Here is an 18,462-nt window from a genome sequence, read left to right as displayed (position 1 = left end):
TAAATCAATTAACGGTTTTAATTTAACCATTAAAAGACGATCGGTCTAAAAGGAGTCAACCATGACAACATCAGCCAAATCGATAGTTATAAATAAAGATGATCAAGGCTATCACGCCAATTACACAGATTTTCCTGTTGAGAGCATCCACCAGCATAATGTTAATATTGATGTTGACTACAGCACCCTCAATTATAAAGATGCTCTGGCGATAACGGGTGCAGGACCAGTGGTAAGACAATTTCCTATGATCCCAGGTATTGACCTTGCAGGCACGGTTAGCGAGTCCGATTCTGACGAATTTAAACCGGGCGACACCGTATTATTAAATGGCTTTGGTGTTGGCGAAAAGTATTTAGGCGGTCTTAGCGAAAAAGCCTCAATGAAGAGCGATTGGCTTATTCCCCTCCCCGCTAATTTAACCCCTAAACAAGCAATGCAAATTGGCACCGCAGGCTACACCGCAATGCTGAGTATTATTGCGCTAGAAAAGCACGGTATTAGCCCACAAAGCGGCGAAGTATTAGTGACTGGAGCAAATGGCGGAGTGGGAAGTTTTGCCATCTACTTACTCAATAAGCTCGGTTTTGACGTTGTAGCAACAACGGGTCGTATGAACGAGGCCGAACACTTACAAAAACTCGGAGCAAAACATGTTTTATCACGCGATGAGTTCTCCACTGCCGGTAAACCACTTGCCAAAGAGCAATTTGCGGCAGCCATTGATTCGGTAGGTAGTCATACACTGGCAAATGTCTGTGCATCAATTAACTATGGTGGTGTTGTTACAGCCTGTGGTTTAGCACAAGGCATGGATTTCCCAGCAACCGTTGCGCCATTCATTCTTCGGGGTATCAGCTTAATAGGTATAGACAGTGTTATGCGCCCTAAAGCTGACCGTATCGAAGCATGGCAACGTCTGAGCGAGTTAGTTGAGCCTGAGTATCTAGATACAATTTCGCGAGAAATTCCATTATCAGACGCCATTAGCCATGCTGATGCGTTATTAAAAGGCGAAATACGTGGCCGTGTTGTGGTTAACTGTAAAGAATAACCACTCAAAATACAGTTTCTTGCTTCGTTAGGTATAAAACTAGGGTAAAGGCAATTATACTTACCCTAGTTTTGAGAAATACCGGACAGTCAAATGAGTAATAAAGAAATTTTCAGCAATAACCCTCTACAGGGTGTGGGCATTGAGCAGGTTGTCACTGAACTTGTTGACCAGTATGGCTGGGAATTACTCCATGCCTACCTGCGTTTAAACTGCTTTAAAAATAACCCTGATGTAAAATCTGCCGTTAAGTTTTTGCGAAAAACTCAATGGGCGCAAGAAAAGGTCGAGAACTTTTATCTATACCGCCTAAAAAACTTACCGCGCCCTGATGACGTTAACTACGAGCTACCACCACGCGATCGCGTGATCCCAGCAGATCAAAAACCCGGTGAGCCGTGTGAGCTTAGTTTTACTGATGCAAAACGCATTCATGAGAAAAAAGAAGCGAAACAAAAAGCCCGTGCGCGTAAACAGCGTTCAAGCGCAAGTAACCCTTGGGGTAATTAATCTAGCTTCATGTTTTAAGTTTAAATGAGCCGTTTTTAAGAGCGGCTTATTTAGGTTGTTTCTCTGCTTTTTTCACGACTAATCAAAAGTAGTTGTTAAAAAGTATCTGTTAAAAAAGTACTAATCAAAGTTCCAATCAATTTAAGTCAATTTGTTAGACGTTTTCGTAAAACCCACATCGTTATTTCTTCCTTGGTTTATAAATATCTGCTCAGTCTTTAATAGCATCGGCCCGTGTATTAAGTGACATAAACAGATACACCTATTTTAAAGAAAATAGTTCACTTTATTAGATAGCCTTTACGTATCATGGTTTAAATTTCAATGAAGGTTGATTATGATTACTACACTACATTTATGTTTTTTCACCTCTCACTTTTCAAAGGACATGTATGTCTGACTACAATGAATCGCCAGAACAAATCGCAAATGCGACACAAGATTATGTAATGCAACAAACAATGCTGCGTATAAAAGATCCTAAGCCTTCATTAGAGTTTTACCAAAACGTTTTAGGAATGAAACTATTAGGCAAGTACGATTTTCCAGCAATGGAATTTACACTGTACTTTTTAGGCTATGAGCAAGCTATACCAAAAGGGACTGATAAAGAAAAAGCACAGTGGGTATTTCGCCGCCCAGCGCTTATAGAGCTTACACATAATTGGGGCACTGAAAACGACGACAGCTTTGAGGGTTACCATAATGGTAATAACGAACCCAAAGGGTTTGGTCATATAGGTATTAGCGTGCCTGACGTATACGCAGCCTGTGAACGCTTTGCTAAATATGATGTTGAGTTTGTGAAAAAGCCTGATGATGGCTCAATGAAAGGCTTAGCCTTTATTAAAGACCCAGATGGATATTGGATAGAAATACTCTCCGCTGAGGGGATCACTGAGATCATAGAAGCTCAGAAGCCATAAAACTTTAACATTCAAAAACCTGCAATATGCAGGTTTTTGTTTAATGTGGCGTTAAGCATAAAAATAGCTAACAATCCGTAATCTAATAAGACGCAAACCCATAACCAGCATCATCACTGGACACTGTCACTGAAAGCGTTTCATCAGCGCTTTCAAAAACCAAAAAATTAATAGGCTTACAACAAACTTGGCAATCTTCTATGTATTGCTGATCAACATCAGCGGGGTCTAATAATACATCAATGTATTCACCACAATACGGACACGCAATCGTTTTTTCAGTTAATTGATTCATCAGTACGACTCCCTATTATTGAGCTCTATACTAAATAGATTGTTATTCTCTCTATGCTTTTCAACATAACCACCTTATTAAGTATCAAAAATACCTATTAAGTAAGCTTAGTTGCTATAAACTACTCACTTTTAGGCTTGCGCAGTTTAGATAAAATAAGACTATCAATATCATTACTAACGCTTCCTATGCTGCTATTGGTAAGTATTACGTAGCCTCTATTTTGGTCTGTAATCGACCGTGTTAACGCTATCCACCCTTGGTTAAATCCAGCGAACCCTAAACTTTTATTTTCTGAATCGACAACATAACTCATACTCCAGCGACCCCCTGTATTTGCTACAGGTGTAATCATTTCTTTAATTAAAGCTTGTGATATAAGACGAGAGCCATTGTATTTATTTTCCTTATTTTTAAGCACGGCTAAATTAAATCGTGCTAAATCAATAGCAGTTGTTTGTAAACCCGCAGCGGCTTGCTCAGCAAAGTAGATCATGGATGTTTTCTTTGCATTTTCATCATACGGTGTTGCTGATTTACTCATAACAGCACGTGTTACATTAAATGTTGAGTTATTCATTCCGAGCGGCTTAAGTACATTTTTCTGCATATAGTCTTCAAAACTTAAACCCGATACATCTTCTATGAGTAACTGAACAATAGAGTACCCACCACCTGAGTATGACCATTTTGTATTTGGTGTATGTATTAATTTTACATCGCCTGCACCATTATTCTTGCCATTTAATGAATCTACAATCGAAGGAACATCTGTCGGTGAGCCCCAGCCAGAATAAGGACCGAGAGACAAGCCCGATGTATGCGACAGAACATTTCTTAACGTTACATTTTCAGTTCCAAACTCAGACTTAGATATCTTCCAGCGTTTTAAATAATTATCTATTGGTTTATCAAGTTCAACCTTACCTTGATCCACCAACTGCATAACCCCCCACGAAGTCACTACTTTTGATATTGAGCCTACATTAAACATGGTATTTTCTGTAATGGCTTTTTGACTTTCAATATCTGCAAAGCCATAAGAAAGAAATCCGGTAACCTCTTCGCCTTGAACAAAGGCAACGGCAACACCAGGGGCTTTATGCTTATCTAAAATCTTTGGTACAGCCTGATCAAGCTCGGCTTTTAGTTCTGAGAAATAAGTCGCGTCAGCTGCTTGAGCATTACTAATAACGAAAAAAACAATAAAAAATAATAATTTATTCATAACATCCCTTTTGAAACACTAAATAACGCAAATACACGCTTCTAAAGTAAGAATCTCTTATAATAAAAACAACCTAATATTAATTATTTAAGTAAGTTCCTATAAATATTTACAGCAATATCTAATAACCTTGGTTTTTTGTTAATCTCACGCCATCAACAACCATTACCCATTCGTCACCAACCAAATGTGGTGCTTCTGTCACATCGAAATTAGAGGTTAAAAAAGCCACACCTACTACAAAGTCGTCTCCTATAAACTCTTTTAACGGCGCGTTTATAGATGTTGACCCACCATCTTGGACCCTCTCATATACCACCGTACCGTCTTGATGGATAAGCAAGTACATTTCTTTGCTTTCCCACTCACCTACGTAAGATAACTTATCCGCTGGCAAAGGCTTGCTACAAGAAGTCAAAGTAAGCACAGCTAAAACTAGTAAAATAAACTTTTTCATTTCTACCATTAAGATCCCACCGAAAACCTGTCTTAAAAGAGCTTAATTTTGCTTTTATCGTTGTATTAATTAAGATCTATTTCAGGGTGATCTTTTATACCGTACATTTCTTCCATTAACTTTTTATAAAAATCGAGTGGTGGCATTTTCATTTTTGCTCGACGTTTATCAACATTGGCCTTGTCTTCAATAGGACTAAATACAATTTGACCCTCTATTAAGTCAGCCTGAGTGCCATAGAGTTGCTTGTTGCCCTGAGCAATAAGGACCCTATCAGTTAGTAGGGCAAGTTGCTGTCCCGTTATACCTTCATTATTTAAATATGATGTCTCTAAATACGGAAGCATTTTTGCTTTAAATTCAATATCTGATGAATGCTGAATTATTAAAAAAGCAGCACTCACTCCTTCATCACCGACTAATTCTTTTGTAAGCCATGAATGTTCTTTGATAATAGCTTTTAGCTTAGTTGTATTAGCTTCATCTATTTTCTTTAGCTGGTTTATGAGTTCTTTGGGGGGATTTTGCCAGCCAACTTTTCCTATTTTATTGCGGATACTTTGATCTTGAATTTCCATTTGCATTAATTCCTTTTTTAGTTGTGTATTGCTTTCAGCTAAAGTAAAAAATGGAATAAATAAGATAAGTATTAAATAACGCATAATTTTCTCTTCCTTGTAAAATGAGTTTTATCGCTGTGGCATGAACGACAACCGATTTAACTATAAACAGCGTTGTAATAAGGGTTCAGAGCGACCGCTATTGTAAACGCTATTTCTAGGCAAAGTTCTTCCATGTTTCTCCAATCTGTATAACTGCCAGTTAAAATTCACACTAGCAAGGCGTGTTATGTTGTTTTTAGATGCAATTTTTTTGATTGATTTAAAATAACGACCGCAAACACGATTTCTAATGCAGCCCCTGTAAACGCACCAATTACAAAATGACTTGCGAAAAATATGCACAGCGCGCCAGATATCATAAGCAGAGCCCCTAAAATCCAATACACTTTTGTGCCATATAAAGTATTGAAAATTAAATAACGTACACCAATTATCATTAGCATAATTGGATAAAACCATTCAGGCTTTAACGTTGCTACAGCAAAGGCAATAAACAACCCAACAAATAAAATTATCGTACTTTCTAAAGCAAGTTTTCCGAGCGGATTTTTAGCATTATGTTTTCCTGAACGCTTCAGTGCTTTTGATAAAAATATAGCGATAGGATGTATAAACATGCCACCAAAAAAAAGCGCGAGCATGCTTGATTGATATGAGTATTGAAGTGCAACTATCCCCGCTAAACACCAGATAACCCCAGATGCTAAAACGCCGGTTCCGCCACCACAGTAAGAAGTATTCATATCTTTTTGTGCATCTTCAAATGTCATAATTACTCCTTACATGCCCTTTAATACCCAACCACTTTACTGCTTCATAACGCATTTTATGGCTTGTTTTTTATACACCCATCTTTCTACACATAAACATCTTTGTAAACACATAATTAAAAAGCATATTTAGACTTCGTAAATCCATTTCAAAACAGTGTACTTAATATTATTGGGCACAAGCACTCACAACTGTATATAAACACAGTATCATGTAGATTACCGTGCCTGCACCTAAAACCCATCAATTAAAACTAAGTCTTAAGCCAATTTTGCTCCCTTTAAATTAGTGCATTGCATGTAAGAAAATTGTACCAATTCGCTAAATTAAGTACTCTTGAGGCAATAAAACAGCGTTGATACCAAAATGATTTTCTATTACTTCGGATTGATATTGGTATTAGTAATGGCTAAGTGAGCGGTAAAACAACTTACGCGACGTCTTTATAACGTGGCAGGTAAAAAAGTGAGCTCTGTATTTTGGCTTTGTTTGACTATGTTAAGCCCAGCGCATTAAAGAGCGACTCTTTTTGGATCCCGTGGGTAGAATTCATCGGGTTGTTTGGCACATAAGTCAAATTCACGGGTGTTTTTATACGGGAGTTTCATAAAACCAGCAACGCCTACATCGGTAATGCTAACAGCATATTGCATCAACTTACTAAGTAAGCGCTTAAATTCAGGTTCTTTACTGGCGTCAAGTAAGCGGTAGTAATGGTGAATTTTCATTCTATCTGGCAAAGCTTCAAAAATGATACAGCCTGTGTGATGTATTTGGTTTAGCTCAAATACGCATTTAATCACTTTTTTAGGCAGTTGTAGTTGCTCATCAGGGTCTTTGCCGTCTTCAAAGTACGAGTGTGGTCGCGTTACATCAGAGGCCTGTACATCCATCACTTCGTAATCAAGTTCTGGTAAATGTTCAAACTTAAAGGCCCCTGTGCCGTCACGTTCTAATTGAATAGTTTTACGCGCATCGAATAAGCAACACTTAAACAGGCCTTTTTGTTCAATACCTTGAGCAAGCATCACGGTATTATTTATAGCGTCTGTAAAAGCAGTGCCTAAGCTTTCATCATGCAAAATTAAGGATGACTCAACAAACACAGAGTTTTCTTTCCAGTGAAAACTTAAGCCCCCTACTACCGGGTATTTAGCTAATCGACTGATTGCAGCCAAAAATGCTTTTTCGGTATCGCCGGTATCAAATAAGAACTCTTTATAGTATCTATCAAGCTGTGCATCATTTACATCGAGCAGTTGTTGATTATGATCAGCTTGGCGCAAAAACTGTTTACGCGAGCTGTATACTACGGTATCAGGGTGCTCGTCTATGTCGCTAAACCAGTAGGGAATATAGGGGCGTATCACCTCACGCGGCAGCTCTGGTAAATATGCTTTAGCCATGGTTGGCATATTACGCATAAAGTAATCGCCCGCACCATCTCGCGTTGCTTTATCTTTTGAAAGCATGCCATCAATTACCCGTGCAAGCTCAATGGGTAAGTTAAGACTGGTGGCAGGAATAACTTTTGCGCCAAAGCGGCATGATTGCGCAGATGCTAATGCATACAAGGTTGATGCAACGCCTTGCTCGTCAAATCGTGGCGATGATTGACCGCCCGACATCTGCTCATCACCAATAAAGTACACATCGCCCATACGTGCGTTGGTGGTGCTTATATCTGCCGACATTAAATCCATAAAATTGCTGGCAACCGGATTCCCTTCACTGTCGATTTGGGCATACACAGAACTGCCCCAATCAACCAAAGATAATTTATTACTTTGTTCGTCATACACGATATTAGAAGGCTTAATATCACCATGCACAATGGGTTGTGGGCTAATGCCATTTTTGTGCTCACGCAAATCAACCAGTACATTCCTGAGCTTAAGCGCTAGCGACATAATTTTTGCTGCACTAAAACGCCCTTGCTTGATGGATATTTTTTCTAAATCTTCGCCAAGGGCGCGTTCCATCATTAAGATGCCTTGCTTTTTTATTCTTTCAAAGGCGTAAAACTTCGGCACCAAGGGGTTATTTACTTGAGAAAGCATGTAAGCTTCGTCTTCTAGGCGGTCGCGAACGCTTTGTGCCAGTGTTATCCGCGAAAACTTAAATACCCACGGCACGCCTTCATCATCAATCCCCGCAAAAACAAAGCCAAATGCCCCTGAACCAATTAGCTCAACCTGCGTGTAACCAAGCAAGGTTAATTGCTTAATACATATGTTGAGCCATCGACGGTGCTTTTTTGCATCATGGTGAGACAGTAAGTATACAGACTGTTCTTCGTTGATATAAAAATTGCGGATTTGTTTGGGATTCACTGCATCTCTCAAAATAAAAACGGCATTATTAGCCGTTTAATTATTGAATGTTGGTAAGTTAATTACAAGGATTTTGCTTTTCAATGGTCCAACCATGTTGTTTAAAAAACAGTTCTGAAACAGTTAAAATGATGCCTGCAAGAATAATTAACTCCATCACACTTATTACGTCTCTCATAAACATCCAGCCTAGAGCAAAAAACCCCATAAGTTGAATCGCTTTAAAATACCATGCAACTTTTCGTATTGTACCGTACTTTAGCTGATAGCTTTGTTCTAAAACGCCATCACACATTAATGAAATAACTGCGGTAGATTTTCTAAAGGGCTTTACGATTACATCTAGCTTGCAGGCTTTACCATCAATATCAAATTCATGGCAAGAGGAAGTTTTAAAACTACGGGCTTCTTTTATTAATTCACCATCGACTTTTAAGGTCTCTTTACCGGTATAGGCTGACCCCCAATATTCAATGACATGCTTGCCTAACGTAAATTGTGCTGTTATTCCCTTCATCAGTGAAGCTTTAACGTTCTCTGTTGTCATTGTAATTTCCTTATTAATCAAAAACTCACCCTAATCTAAAAACAAAAAAACGGCAAGCTAAGCTTACCGTTTTGGTATTCAATGGGTAATTGAAATTAAAGTCGAATACCGCCGTCTATTTCAACAACACGGCCTGTAAAGAAATCGTTTTCAACAATGTACTGTGCCGTTTGTGCAATTTCTTCTGCTTCACCAAAGCGACCCACAGGGGTTACAGCCATCATGCGCTGCTTTGCCTCTGGCTTCATTGCATCGGTCATTGCAGTGCGAATAACACCCGGTGCAATTGCACCCACACGAATTCCAAAGCGGCCTAGCTCTTTTGCCCAGCCCGTTGTCATGGCAACAACACCCGCTTTAGAAGCAGCATAGTTTGTTTGGCCAATATTACCTGCTCGTGCAACGCTTGACATATTAACGATAACGCCACCTTTACCAGACTCAATCATGTGGCTTGCTGCTTCACGTCCGGCTAAAAACACGCCCGTCAGGTTTACATCAATAACAGACTGAAATTGGGCAAGCGACATCTTATCAACCACTTTGCCTTCTTTCGCTTTGATAAACATACCATCACGTAAAATACCCGCATTGTTGATAAGCACACCAATATGACCAAAGTCATTATTAATCGTGTTGAATGTTGTAACGACTGCATCTTCATCAGTCACATTTGCAACATAGGCTTGTACTTTTGTGCCGTATTTAGCCAAGGCAGATACCGCGGTATCGAGGATGTCTTGTTGCATATCAATCAGCGAAATATTTGCGCCAAGCGATGCAAACTTTTCGGCCATGGCAAAGCCTAAACCTTGCGCACCACCAGTAATAACGATGTTGTTGTTTTTAATTTCCACAACACACTCCTACTTCGAGAATAATTTAAAAATGGCACTAAAATCATCACTGCCTGCACCTTGGTGTTGCAGCATGGTGTATAAATTTTTAGCCATTGACCCCATTGGGGTTGATGAATTACTTTGCTGGGCTGCTTCCATAGCAAGACCTAAATCTTTTGCCATTAAATCAACCATAAAGCCCGGTTTATAATCATTACTAGCCGGTGCGGTTTCCATCACACCTGGGCACGGGTTATAAAGCTCTAAGGTCCAGTTACGGCCTGAGCTGGCGGTCATAATGTCACTCAATACTTTGGGGTCTAAGCCATTATTAATGCCCATTTGCAGAGCTTCACTTGTCCCTGCCATCAAAATACTAAGCAGCATGTTGTTACATATTTTAGCCACTTGGCCTGCACCAATATCACCCGCATGGAAAATATTTTTGCCCATATCAACCAATGCAAGCTTGGCTTTTTCAAAGTGACGCTGCTCACCACCGACAATAAAGGTCAGCGTACCCGCGGTTGCACCTGCAACACCACCTGATACCGGCGCATCAACAAAATCAATGCCTTTTTGTGCCAATTCGCTGCCTACTTGACGAGCTGATTCAGCATCAATGGTTGAGCAATCAATAACCAGTGTTTTACTATCTAGTAAATTAATTAAGCCCGTTTCACCAAGATAAAGCGACTTAACATGCTTGCTTGCTGGTAGCATACTAATAAAAATATCGGCACCAATAGCACATTCAGCTGCATCGCTTGCGGCCATTGCGCCTTTTGCTTCAAGCTCGCTGACCGCCGCTTTATTTAAATCAAATACGCGTACTGTGTGGCCGGCATTAACTAGGTTAGCCGCCATTGGGCCACCCATATTGCCTAAACCAATAAAACCTATTGTTAATTTAGCCATCTGTATTACCCCTTGGTTAACACATTGAGTGGGTGAGATTGCTCATCCCAGCGTGATGTAAAAAAGCTTTCTAGTAAATCAGGTTCAATGTCTGATAGTGACTTAAATTGCCAATTAGGTGCGCCATCTTTATCAATTAATAAAGCACGCACACCCTCTTGAAATTCACCAACTTCACCGCATCGTACCGACATACCAAGCTCCATTTTAAAACACTCAGCAAGTGTTTTGCCTTTCGATGCAGCAAGTTGGCGCTCTACCAATGCACAACTCAGCGGGCAACCATGTGCCAACGATTTTTGAGCACGTGACAGCCATTTATCTTCTGTGTCGATTGCTTGGATATAGTCAATTTTGTCTTCTAGAGTTTCAAACTCAGCAAGCTTTTGAATAACTGCTAGGTTAGCTTTCACATTCCCCTTTGGTACTCGACCTGAAATGTTATCGATAGAGACTAAAATTTGAGTTAGCTTTTCATGGTTTAATGAGGCTGTTTTACCCCATTTTTCAGCAGTGATAGCAGAAAAAATGGCATCAAATTTATCGGCCGTTGCATAATGATCGGCTAAGTTTACAAATAATGCATCTTCGGCATTAATAGAGGCCGCCGTTAAACCTAAAAATAGGCCCACTTGATCTGGCATTTTATGTAAAAAGTAACTGCCGCCAACATCTGGGTACAAGCCAATAGTAAGTTCAGGCATCGCGATTCGAGAAGTGTCAGTTACGACTCGATGACTTGCCCCCGCCATTAAGCCAAGGCCCCCGCCCATCACAATACCGTTACCCCATAACATAATGGGTTTTTCGTAGCAGTGTATTAGGTAATCAAGCTTGTACTCTAACGTGAAGAAATCTTCAATGTAGCTGGCAGGCTCACCTGTGCTCATCGCTTTGTGTAAACTAACCACATCGCCACCGGCACAAAACGCTTTTTCACCTGCACCTTTTAAAATAACCATCGCTACTGAGTCATCGTCAGCCCACTTTCTAAGCTGTGGCTCAAGTAACTGGATCATGTCGTAATTTAATGCATTTAACGACTTTGGCGCGTTAAGTGTTGCAATTGCAATGAGGCCGCTGGCGGCCTCTGCAGTTTCGAACACCACTGGCGCATCTTGATGATTTAGTAGTGTTAAATTACTCATTAGCCGTTTACCCAGTTTGCTTTACGCTTTTCTAAGAATGCGTTCACACCTTCGCGTTGGTCTTTGCTGTCGAAAAGTTGAACAAACAGTTCACGCTCAAGTGGTAATGCATGAGCCATAGGCTGAGTACGGCCTTTTTGAATGAGTTCTTTACACGCAGTAACAGCAACAGGGCTCTGTTCAGCTACTTGATTAGCCAGCGCCATTGCTGCATTTAAACTTTCGCCTTGTGCAACAACTTCTTCAACAAGTCCAATTTCAAGTGCTTTGTCGGCTTTTAAACGCTCACCACATAAGATCATGCGTTTTGCCCAACCTTCGCCCACTAACCACGCAAGATTTTGCGTCCCGCCAGCACAAGGCAGTAAGCCTACTTTTGCTTCAGGTAGCGCCATTTGTGCTTGTTGCTCTGCAATACGAATATCGCACGCAAGGGCAACTTCAAGACCGCCGCCCATGGCATAGCCATTTATTGCAGCAATTGAAACACCACGGAAGTTTGTTAATGCTTCAAATGCATCACCAAATACTTTAGACATGGTTGCCGCAACGCCTTTATCGCCACTTGCAAACACATTTAAATCGGCACCGGCACTAAAAAACTTCTCGCCTTGACCTGTGATAACCAATGCATACACGTTTTTATTGGCATTTAACTCTGTCACCGTGTCTTTTAAGGCGGTAAGTGTATCGTGTGTCCAGGTATTCGCAGGCGGGTTATTCATTGTTAACACCGCTACGTTGCCTTCAATAACAAGATCGATAGATGGATTAGACATAGTACGCTCCTTATAGAATGTCGTTAGCTGATTCAGCTAAAATACGGCGCGCAATAATCACACGCATAATTTCATTTGTACCTTCAAGTATTTGATGTACTCGCACATCTCTAAAATGACGCTCTAGCGGGTATTCTTTGATATAGCCATAGCCACCGTGAATTTGCAGTGCATCATCACATACTTTAAAGCCAACATCAGTGGCAAAGCGTTTTGCCATTGCACAGTAAGTGGTTTTTTCGCTGTCGCCCGTATCCAGTTTAAACGCCGCTAAACGTACCATTTGACGCGCAGCTACAAGCTCCGTGTTCATGTCAGCAATTTTAAATTGCAACGCTTGGAAAGCGGCTAAAGGCTTGCCAAATTGCTCACGCTCTTTTAAATACTCGCGCGCTGTATTAAGTGCAGCTTGCGCCGTACCTAACGAACACGTTGCAATATTAATACGACCGCCATCTAGGCCCTGCATCGCAAATTTAAAACCTTCGCCTTCTTGACCCAGTAAGTTTGCAGCAGGAATACGCACGTCTTCAAAGCTAATTAAGCGTGTTGGTTGTGCATTCCAGCCCATTTTTTCTTCGGCTTTACCATACTCAACGCCGGCTGCATCTGCAGGAACCACAAATGCCGAAATACCTGCAGCACCTTCACCACCGGTGCGTGCCATAACCACTAATAAGTCAGTTTCACCCGCTCCAGAGATAAACATCTTAGAGCCTGAAATCACATACTCGTCGCCTTCTTTAACGGCTTTTGTTTTAAGTGATGCAGCATCAGAACCTGAACCCGGCTCGGTTAAGCAATACGAGGCAAGTAATTCACCCATGACAAGTTGTTCGCAGTATTTTTCTTTTACTGCATCGGTACCGAAGCTTGCTACCATCCAGGTTGCCATATTATGAATCGTTAGCATGGCGGTGGTTGCTGTACAACCCATCGCAAGCTGTTCAAAAATAATGCTTGAATCAAGGCGAGATAACCCTAAACCACCCGCTTCTTCTGGCGTGTATAAACCACAAAAACCAAGCTGACCCGCTGCCTTAATGGTGTCTTTTGGAAAAATGTGTTCTTGATCCCATTGAGCGGCGTAAGGTGCCAGTTCAGACTCTGCAAACTGACGGGCTGTTTCAGCAAAGGCTTGCTGATCTTCGGTTAAATTAAAGTCCATAGTAGACCTCTTAAATTGTTGTCTTATTCTTTGTATAAATCGGTGTTTAAAGAGCGAGGACAGCCTCGCTCATTCCTTATAAAGCGCGCTTACCGGCGCTTATTTAAGGTTAATACTCATGTTTGGACCCGAGGCAATATCGTCCTCAAACCAACGAGACGTAATGGTTTTCGTTTCAGTGTAAAAACGAATACCTTGTTTGCCATACGTGTGTTGATCACCATAGAAAGAGCCTTTCCAACCAGTGAATGAGAAAAACGGCAGTGGCACCGGAATTGGCACGTTAATGCCTACTTGGCCTACTTCGATTTCGTGTTGGAATTTACGCGCGGCTGCACCGCTTGAGGTAAATAATGACGTACCATTACCGTATGGTGAGTTATTAATTAGCGCGATTGCTTCTTCAAGCGTATCAACAAACATACACGCCAGTACTGGACCAAAGATTTCTTCTTTGTATAAATCCATCTCGGTTGTAACATCAGTGAATAACGTTGGACCAACCCAGTTACCTTGCTCATACCCTTCAACAGTAAAGTCTGAGCCATCAATTAAACAGGTTGCACCTTGTGCTTTACCGCCAGCAATAAGCGATAAAATACGGTCTTTTGCCGCTTTTGATGTTTGCGGACCATATGCTGCATTCGCATCATCCCACACACCTGGGCGCACGTTTTCAAAACCCGCTTTAATTTCATCAACCCAGTCTTTCGCTTGACCAACAAAAACAGCAACCGAAATACCCATACAACGCTGACCCGCAGCACCAACCGAAGCACCTACTAGGTTGTTTACAACATGTGATTTACTCGCATCAGGCATGATAACCATGTGGTTTTTGGCGCCAACACAAGCTTGAACGCGTTTAAGATTCGCAGTGCCTTTTGAGTAAATATACTCACCGACTCCACACGAACCCACAAATGAAATTGCACGTACAGCAGGGTCTTCTAGTAAGCGGTCTACTTGTGGTTTAGTACCATGAACAACTTGTAAAACACCTTTAGGGGCACCCGCTTCAACAAACAGCTCGGCTAAACGCATTGGTGTAAGTGGGTCTTGCTCTGATGGCTTAAGAATAAACGTGTTACCACACACAATAGCCAGTGGGAACATCCACAGTGGGATCATCGCTGGAAAGTTAAACGGCGTAATACCAGCACACACACCAAGCGGTTGCATATACGAGTATGTATCGATTTTACGCGCCACGTTTTCCATGGTTTCGCCCATCATCAACGAAGGCGCATTTGCGGCTTGTTCAACAACTTCGATACCACGCCATACATCACCTTTCGCATCTTCGAATGTTTTGCCCAGTTCATGACAAATAATCGTTGCTAGCTCATCGTGATTTTCTTTTAATAGCGCGGCATATTTCATCATAATGCGCGCACGTTCAGAAATAGGCACTTCTTTCCACGTTTTAAACGTTTCTTTAGCCGAAGCAATTGCGGCATCCATTTCGGCATCTGTTGCGCAAGGCACTTGTGCTAAAACTTCTTGGTTTGCAGGATTAATAACATCAATAAGCTGCGTTGAACTTGATTGGGTAAATTCGCCGTTGATAAATAAAGGTACTTGGTGCATGAGGCACTCCTCCCCAGTGGGTATTAAGAGGCCGCAACATGATAGTTTTTAAAATACGTTGCGGCTGTGAGAGACTAAAAAATGCTTAAATAGCTTCGACAGCCATCGCAACCGCTTCACCACCACCAATACACAGTGAGGCAACGCCTTTGCTAAGACCACGATTCTTTAATGCATGAATTAGGGTGACTAAAATACGTGCGCCGCTGGCACCAATTGGGTGACCCAATGCACATGCACCGCCGTTAACATTCACTTTGCTTTCGTCGAGTTTAAGCTCGTTGATTGCAAGCATAGTTACCATGGCAAATGCTTCATTGATTTCCCAAAGGTCAACATCTTCTACAGACCAACCTGCTTTATCTAGTAAAGACTTCATTGCACCAACAGGTGCTAATGTAAACTCGCTAGGGGCTTGTGAATGTGTGCTGTGAGCAACAATGCGACAAAGCGGTGTTAAACCTTGTGCGTGTGCGTCAGACTCACGCATTAATACAAGAGCAGCAGCACCATCAGAAATTGACGACGAGTTAGCCGCCGTAATAGTGCCATCTTTTTTGAATGCAGGACGTAAGCCTGGGATCTTATCTGGGCGAGCATTACCTGGTTGCTCATCAATAGAAACCGTTACATCGCCTTTACGTGTTGAAATAGTGTGTGCAGCAACTTCGCTCTCAAACGCACCTGATTCAATGGCGGCATTGGCTTTGGTTAACGAGCTTAATGCAAAGTTATCCATTTGTTCACGGCCAATTGAGTATTGATCAGCGGTGTCTTGTGCGAAACAGCCCATTGCTTTGTTGTCATAGGCATCTTCGAGGCCATCACACATCATGTGGTCTTTCACTTCACCGTGACCCATACGCATACCACCACGTGCATTAGGTAGCATGTAAGGCGCATTACTCATGCTTTCCATACCACCAGCAACAGCAACATTAATAGAGCCAGACTTAATTAGATCATGCGCGAACATCGCCGCTTTTAAACCTGAGCCACATACTTTATTGATCGTCGTTGCACCGGTGCCTTGATTTAGGCCCGCTTTTAACATTGCTTGACGTGCTGGTGCTTGACCTAAACCTGCCGGTAATACACAGCCCATAATCACTTCGTCGATTTTATCCGCAGATAATCCCGCGTGCTCTAAACTGCTTTTAATGGCAGTCGCCCCTAAATCAGTTGCGTGTGCGCCACTAAGTGCGCCCATAAACCCACCCATAGGTGTGCGTTTTGCGGCAACAATAACAACGGCTTCAGTAGTCATAATTGGCTCCATGTTAGTGGTTATCATCATGTGTTCAAATCATGTGTAACCAAACAGTTAATTTGTTATAGTTTAATTTCGATTTAATTCAGCATACATAATATTTACGTTTACGCCAACGTAAATCTAAAATCAACTTTTTTGCGGCCGGTAAAACTGTAAACTTATCTGTATTTTGCTGTATTAAAAATCAAACATTTCCTCACAAAGCCATATAAATAAGGCGCTGCAATAAATTTTGAGCGCTAACCTTATAAGTCTAAAGTATAACTTCACAATGACACTTTACCTTTACGTAAACTTCACTTATATTGGTGTTATTCGAATGAGGTAAATAAATCATGAAACAAGACAATCAAACAAACTTTGAAAGTGCAGCAGTCGAGCCTGCCAGCAATGAGCAAACGTTTAGTATCAGCGAACTAGCAAAAGAATTTGATATTACAACGCGCTCTATTCGCTTCTATGAAGACCAAGGCTTGATCTCACCTGAGAGAAACGGTCAAACCCGTATTTACTCGAAACGTGACAAAGTAAGGCTAAAACTGATCCTACGAGGTAAACGCTTAGGCTTTACACTTGCCGAAACCGGCCGTTTGTTTGAACTTTACGACGCAGATAAATCAAGCGCTAAACAGTTAGTGACTATGCTTGACCTTATTGCAGAAAAGAAAGCGGATTTAAGCCAACAAATGGACGACATTAAAGTTGTTCTTATGGAATTAGTCACCGCTGAACGTCGCTGTCGTGAAACCCTCAATAACCTAGACGAATAACCTGACACCCTTTTTATACGCGTCAACAGACTCTCACAGGAACACATATTATGAGCACTATTTCACTTTATAAAGAAATGAACTTCGGACTTGGCGAAACCGCAGACATGATCCGTGATCACGTTAATAGCTTCGCAAGCCAAGAGATTGCACCTCTTGCTGAACAAACAGATTTAGACAACACGTTCCCAAATCAACTTTGGCCACAACTTGGCGAAATGGGTTTATTAGGAATGACGGTAGCTGAAGAATTTGGCGGTGCGGGTTTAGGCTATTTAGAACATGTTATTGCCATGGAAGAGATTAGCCGTGCAAGTGCGTCAATTGGCCTAAGTTATGGTGCTCATTCAAACTTATGTGTAAACCAAATAAACCGTAATGGAACACAAGCGCAAAAAGAAAAATACTTACCAAAGCTTATCAGCGGTGAACACATTGGTGCGCTTGCTATGAGTGAACCCAATGCAGGTTCTGACGTAGTATCAATGAAATTAAAGGCCGAGAAAAAAGGCAACGTATTTGTTCTTAACGGTAACAAAATGTGGATCACCAATGGTCCCGATGCTGATACGTTCGTTATTTATGCCAAAACCGATTTAAATGCAGGCCCTAAAGGGATCACTGCTTTCATCGTTGAGCGCAACACACCAGGATTTTCTACCGCACAAAAACTAGACAAACTGGGTATGCGCGGTTCGAATACTTGTGAACTTGTATTTGAAAACTGTGAAGTACCAGAAGAAAACATTTTAGGTAACTTAAACGAAGGCGTAAAAGTCTTAATGAGTGGCCTTGATTACGAGCGTGTTGTATTAGCCGCGGGTCCACTTGGTATCATGCAAGCCTGTATGGACATTGTTGTACCCTACATTCATGAACGTAAACAGTTCGATAGCCCAATTGGTCAATTCCAATTAATTCAAGGCAAAATTGCCGACATGTACACGCAAATGAATGCAGCGCGTTCATATGTTTACACGGTAGCTCGCGCATGCGATCGCGGTGAAACAACACGTAAAGATGCGGCTGGTGCCATTTTATATGCAGCAGAGCTAGCAACTAAGATGGCATTAGATGCAATTCAGATCTTAGGCGGTAACGGTTATATCAACGAGTACGCGACAGGCCGTTTATTACGTGACGCTAAACTTTATGAAATTGGTGCGGGTACTTCTGAAATCCGCCGTATGCTGATTGGTCGCGAATTATTCACTGAAAGCCGATAAGGATTAA

Annotated in this window: 19 protein-coding genes; 5 read left to right on the top strand and 14 right to left on the bottom strand. The window is 41.4% G+C overall.

From position 1 onward, the window contains the following. The first annotated feature begins 61 nt into the window (after positions 1-61). The 3 genes from GZH31_RS07970 to gloA all read left to right on the top strand — a co-directional run bounded on the left by GZH31_RS07970 (position 62) and on the right by gloA (position 2,490). Entirely contained in the window at positions 62-1,054 is a 993-nt protein-coding gene (locus tag GZH31_RS07970; protein WP_180311556.1) for an MDR family oxidoreductase, read from the top strand. Between the two features lie 93 nt (positions 1,055-1,147). Next, positions 1,148-1,564: a VF530 family DNA-binding protein gene (locus GZH31_RS07965; protein ID WP_036968414.1), complete on the top strand. Its 417-nt coding sequence runs from the start codon at positions 1,148-1,150 to the stop codon at positions 1,562-1,564. 392 nt (positions 1,565-1,956) lie between these two features. Continuing rightward, the gene (gloA, locus tag GZH31_RS07960; RefSeq protein ID WP_036968417.1) at positions 1,957-2,490 is read left to right on the top strand and encodes a lactoylglutathione lyase; all 534 of its coding nucleotides are present in this window, start codon (positions 1,957-1,959) and stop codon (positions 2,488-2,490) included. A gap of 82 nt (positions 2,491-2,572) precedes the next feature. Here the strand turns inward: gloA and GZH31_RS07955 are convergent, their stop codons facing one another. The 14 genes from GZH31_RS07955 to GZH31_RS07890 form a co-directional block, all read right to left on the bottom strand. Then, positions 2,573-2,785 (bottom strand): CPXCG motif-containing cysteine-rich protein, encoded by a 213-nt coding sequence (locus GZH31_RS07955; RefSeq protein ID WP_180311555.1) that lies wholly within the window; start codon positions 2,783-2,785, stop codon positions 2,573-2,575. Positions 2,786-2,906: 121 nt separating this feature from the next. Further along, a complete protein-coding gene (locus tag GZH31_RS07950; RefSeq protein ID WP_180311554.1) occupies positions 2,907-4,013 on the bottom strand; it encodes a serine hydrolase in 1,107 nt (368 codons plus the stop codon). 121 nt (positions 4,014-4,134) lie between these two features. After that, entirely contained in the window at positions 4,135-4,479 is a 345-nt protein-coding gene (locus GZH31_RS07945) for a lipoprotein (RefSeq protein ID WP_227006818.1), read from the bottom strand. 56 nt (positions 4,480-4,535) lie between these two features. After that, positions 4,536-5,132 carry a DUF6624 domain-containing protein gene (locus GZH31_RS07940; protein WP_180311553.1) on the bottom strand — a complete coding sequence of 199 codons (597 nt, stop codon included), beginning with the start codon at positions 5,130-5,132 and terminating at the stop codon, positions 4,536-4,538. Between the two features lie 185 nt (positions 5,133-5,317). Then, positions 5,318-5,863: a hypothetical protein gene (locus GZH31_RS07935; RefSeq protein WP_180311552.1), complete on the bottom strand. Its 546-nt coding sequence runs from the start codon at positions 5,861-5,863 to the stop codon at positions 5,318-5,320. 513 nt (positions 5,864-6,376) lie between these two features. Beyond that, the gene (locus GZH31_RS07930; RefSeq protein ID WP_036968435.1) at positions 6,377-8,197 is read right to left on the bottom strand and encodes a serine/threonine protein kinase; all 1,821 of its coding nucleotides are present in this window, start codon (positions 8,195-8,197) and stop codon (positions 6,377-6,379) included. 58 nt (positions 8,198-8,255) lie between these two features. Next, entirely contained in the window at positions 8,256-8,744 is a 489-nt protein-coding gene (locus GZH31_RS07925; RefSeq protein ID WP_180311551.1) for a hypothetical protein, read from the bottom strand. Between the two features lie 95 nt (positions 8,745-8,839). Then, positions 8,840-9,601 (bottom strand): SDR family oxidoreductase, encoded by a 762-nt coding sequence (locus GZH31_RS07920; protein ID WP_075593579.1) that lies wholly within the window; start codon positions 9,599-9,601, stop codon positions 8,840-8,842. A 9-nt stretch (positions 9,602-9,610) separates the two neighbouring features. Continuing rightward, a complete protein-coding gene (mmsB, locus tag GZH31_RS07915) occupies positions 9,611-10,501 on the bottom strand; it encodes a 3-hydroxyisobutyrate dehydrogenase (protein ID WP_075593580.1) in 891 nt (296 codons plus the stop codon). A 5-nt stretch (positions 10,502-10,506) separates the two neighbouring features. After that, entirely contained in the window at positions 10,507-11,649 is a 1,143-nt protein-coding gene (locus tag GZH31_RS07910) for an enoyl-CoA hydratase/isomerase family protein (protein WP_065979915.1), read from the bottom strand. Continuing rightward, positions 11,649-12,428: an enoyl-CoA hydratase gene (locus tag GZH31_RS07905; protein ID WP_065979914.1), complete on the bottom strand. Its 780-nt coding sequence runs from the start codon at positions 12,426-12,428 to the stop codon at positions 11,649-11,651. Before GZH31_RS07905 ends, GZH31_RS07910 begins: the two co-directional genes overlap by 1 nt. A 10-nt stretch (positions 12,429-12,438) precedes the next feature. Next, positions 12,439-13,596, bottom strand: a complete 1,158-nt coding sequence (locus GZH31_RS07900; protein ID WP_065979913.1) for an acyl-CoA dehydrogenase family protein — start codon at positions 13,594-13,596, stop codon at positions 12,439-12,441. Between the two features lie 99 nt (positions 13,597-13,695). Further along, positions 13,696-15,186, bottom strand: coding sequence for a CoA-acylating methylmalonate-semialdehyde dehydrogenase (locus GZH31_RS07895; RefSeq protein ID WP_065979912.1), 1,491 nt, complete (start codon positions 15,184-15,186; stop codon positions 13,696-13,698). A gap of 85 nt (positions 15,187-15,271) precedes the next feature. After that, a complete protein-coding gene (locus GZH31_RS07890; RefSeq protein WP_036968453.1) occupies positions 15,272-16,453 on the bottom strand; it encodes an acetyl-CoA C-acyltransferase in 1,182 nt (393 codons plus the stop codon). 341 nt (positions 16,454-16,794) lie between these two features. Between GZH31_RS07890 and GZH31_RS07885 the strand changes: the two genes are divergently transcribed. Then, complete coding sequence (locus GZH31_RS07885) at positions 16,795-17,229, top strand: MerR family DNA-binding transcriptional regulator (protein ID WP_036968456.1); 435 nt, start codon at positions 16,795-16,797, stop codon at positions 17,227-17,229. A 50-nt stretch (positions 17,230-17,279) separates the two neighbouring features. Further along, positions 17,280-18,455: an isovaleryl-CoA dehydrogenase gene (locus GZH31_RS07880; protein ID WP_036968459.1), complete on the top strand. Its 1,176-nt coding sequence runs from the start codon at positions 17,280-17,282 to the stop codon at positions 18,453-18,455. Positions 18,456-18,462 lie beyond the last annotated feature (7 nt).

The sequence above is a fragment of the Pseudoalteromonas sp. JSTW genome, from assembly GCF_013423925.1.
Lineage (GTDB): Bacteria > Pseudomonadota > Gammaproteobacteria > Enterobacterales > Alteromonadaceae > Pseudoalteromonas > Pseudoalteromonas lipolytica.
This window is presented reverse-complemented; position numbering and strand designations above follow the sequence as displayed.

Excerpts from the sequence above, each read along its gene's own strand:
- GZH31_RS07880 (WP_036968459.1), top strand. The coding sequence starts at position 17,280 with ATGAGCACTATTTCACTTTATAAAGAAATGAACTTCGGACTTGGCGAA.
- GZH31_RS07885 (WP_036968456.1), top strand. The coding sequence starts at position 16,795 with ATGAAACAAGACAATCAAACAAACTTTGAAAGTGCAGCAGTCGAGCCT.
- GZH31_RS07890 (WP_036968453.1), bottom strand. The coding sequence starts at position 16,453 with ATGACTACTGAAGCCGTTGTTATTGTTGCCGCAAAACGCACACCTATG.
- GZH31_RS07925 (WP_180311551.1), bottom strand. The coding sequence starts at position 8,744 with ATGACAACAGAGAACGTTAAAGCTTCACTGATGAAGGGAATAACAGCA.
- GZH31_RS07905 (WP_065979914.1), bottom strand. The coding sequence starts at position 12,428 with ATGTCTAATCCATCTATCGATCTTGTTATTGAAGGCAACGTAGCGGTG.
- GZH31_RS07950 (WP_180311554.1), bottom strand. The coding sequence starts at position 4,013 with ATGAATAAATTATTATTTTTTATTGTTTTTTTCGTTATTAGTAATGCT.
- GZH31_RS07910 (WP_065979915.1), bottom strand. The coding sequence starts at position 11,649 with ATGAGTAATTTAACACTACTAAATCATCAAGATGCGCCAGTGGTGTTC.
- GZH31_RS07955 (WP_180311555.1), bottom strand. The coding sequence starts at position 2,785 with ATGAATCAATTAACTGAAAAAACGATTGCGTGTCCGTATTGTGGTGAA.
- GZH31_RS07945 (WP_227006818.1), bottom strand. The coding sequence starts at position 4,479 with ATGGTAGAAATGAAAAAGTTTATTTTACTAGTTTTAGCTGTGCTTACT.
- GZH31_RS07970 (WP_180311556.1), top strand. The coding sequence starts at position 62 with ATGACAACATCAGCCAAATCGATAGTTATAAATAAAGATGATCAAGGC.
- GZH31_RS07935 (WP_180311552.1), bottom strand. The coding sequence starts at position 5,863 with ATGACATTTGAAGATGCACAAAAAGATATGAATACTTCTTACTGTGGT.
- GZH31_RS07940 (WP_180311553.1), bottom strand. The coding sequence starts at position 5,132 with ATGCGTTATTTAATACTTATCTTATTTATTCCATTTTTTACTTTAGCT.
- GZH31_RS07965 (WP_036968414.1), top strand. The coding sequence starts at position 1,148 with ATGAGTAATAAAGAAATTTTCAGCAATAACCCTCTACAGGGTGTGGGC.
- gloA (WP_036968417.1), top strand. The coding sequence starts at position 1,957 with ATGTCTGACTACAATGAATCGCCAGAACAAATCGCAAATGCGACACAA.
- GZH31_RS07900 (WP_065979913.1), bottom strand. The coding sequence starts at position 13,596 with ATGGACTTTAATTTAACCGAAGATCAGCAAGCCTTTGCTGAAACAGCC.
- mmsB (WP_075593580.1), bottom strand. The coding sequence starts at position 10,501 with ATGGCTAAATTAACAATAGGTTTTATTGGTTTAGGCAATATGGGTGGC.
- GZH31_RS07895 (WP_065979912.1), bottom strand. The coding sequence starts at position 15,186 with ATGCACCAAGTACCTTTATTTATCAACGGCGAATTTACCCAATCAAGT.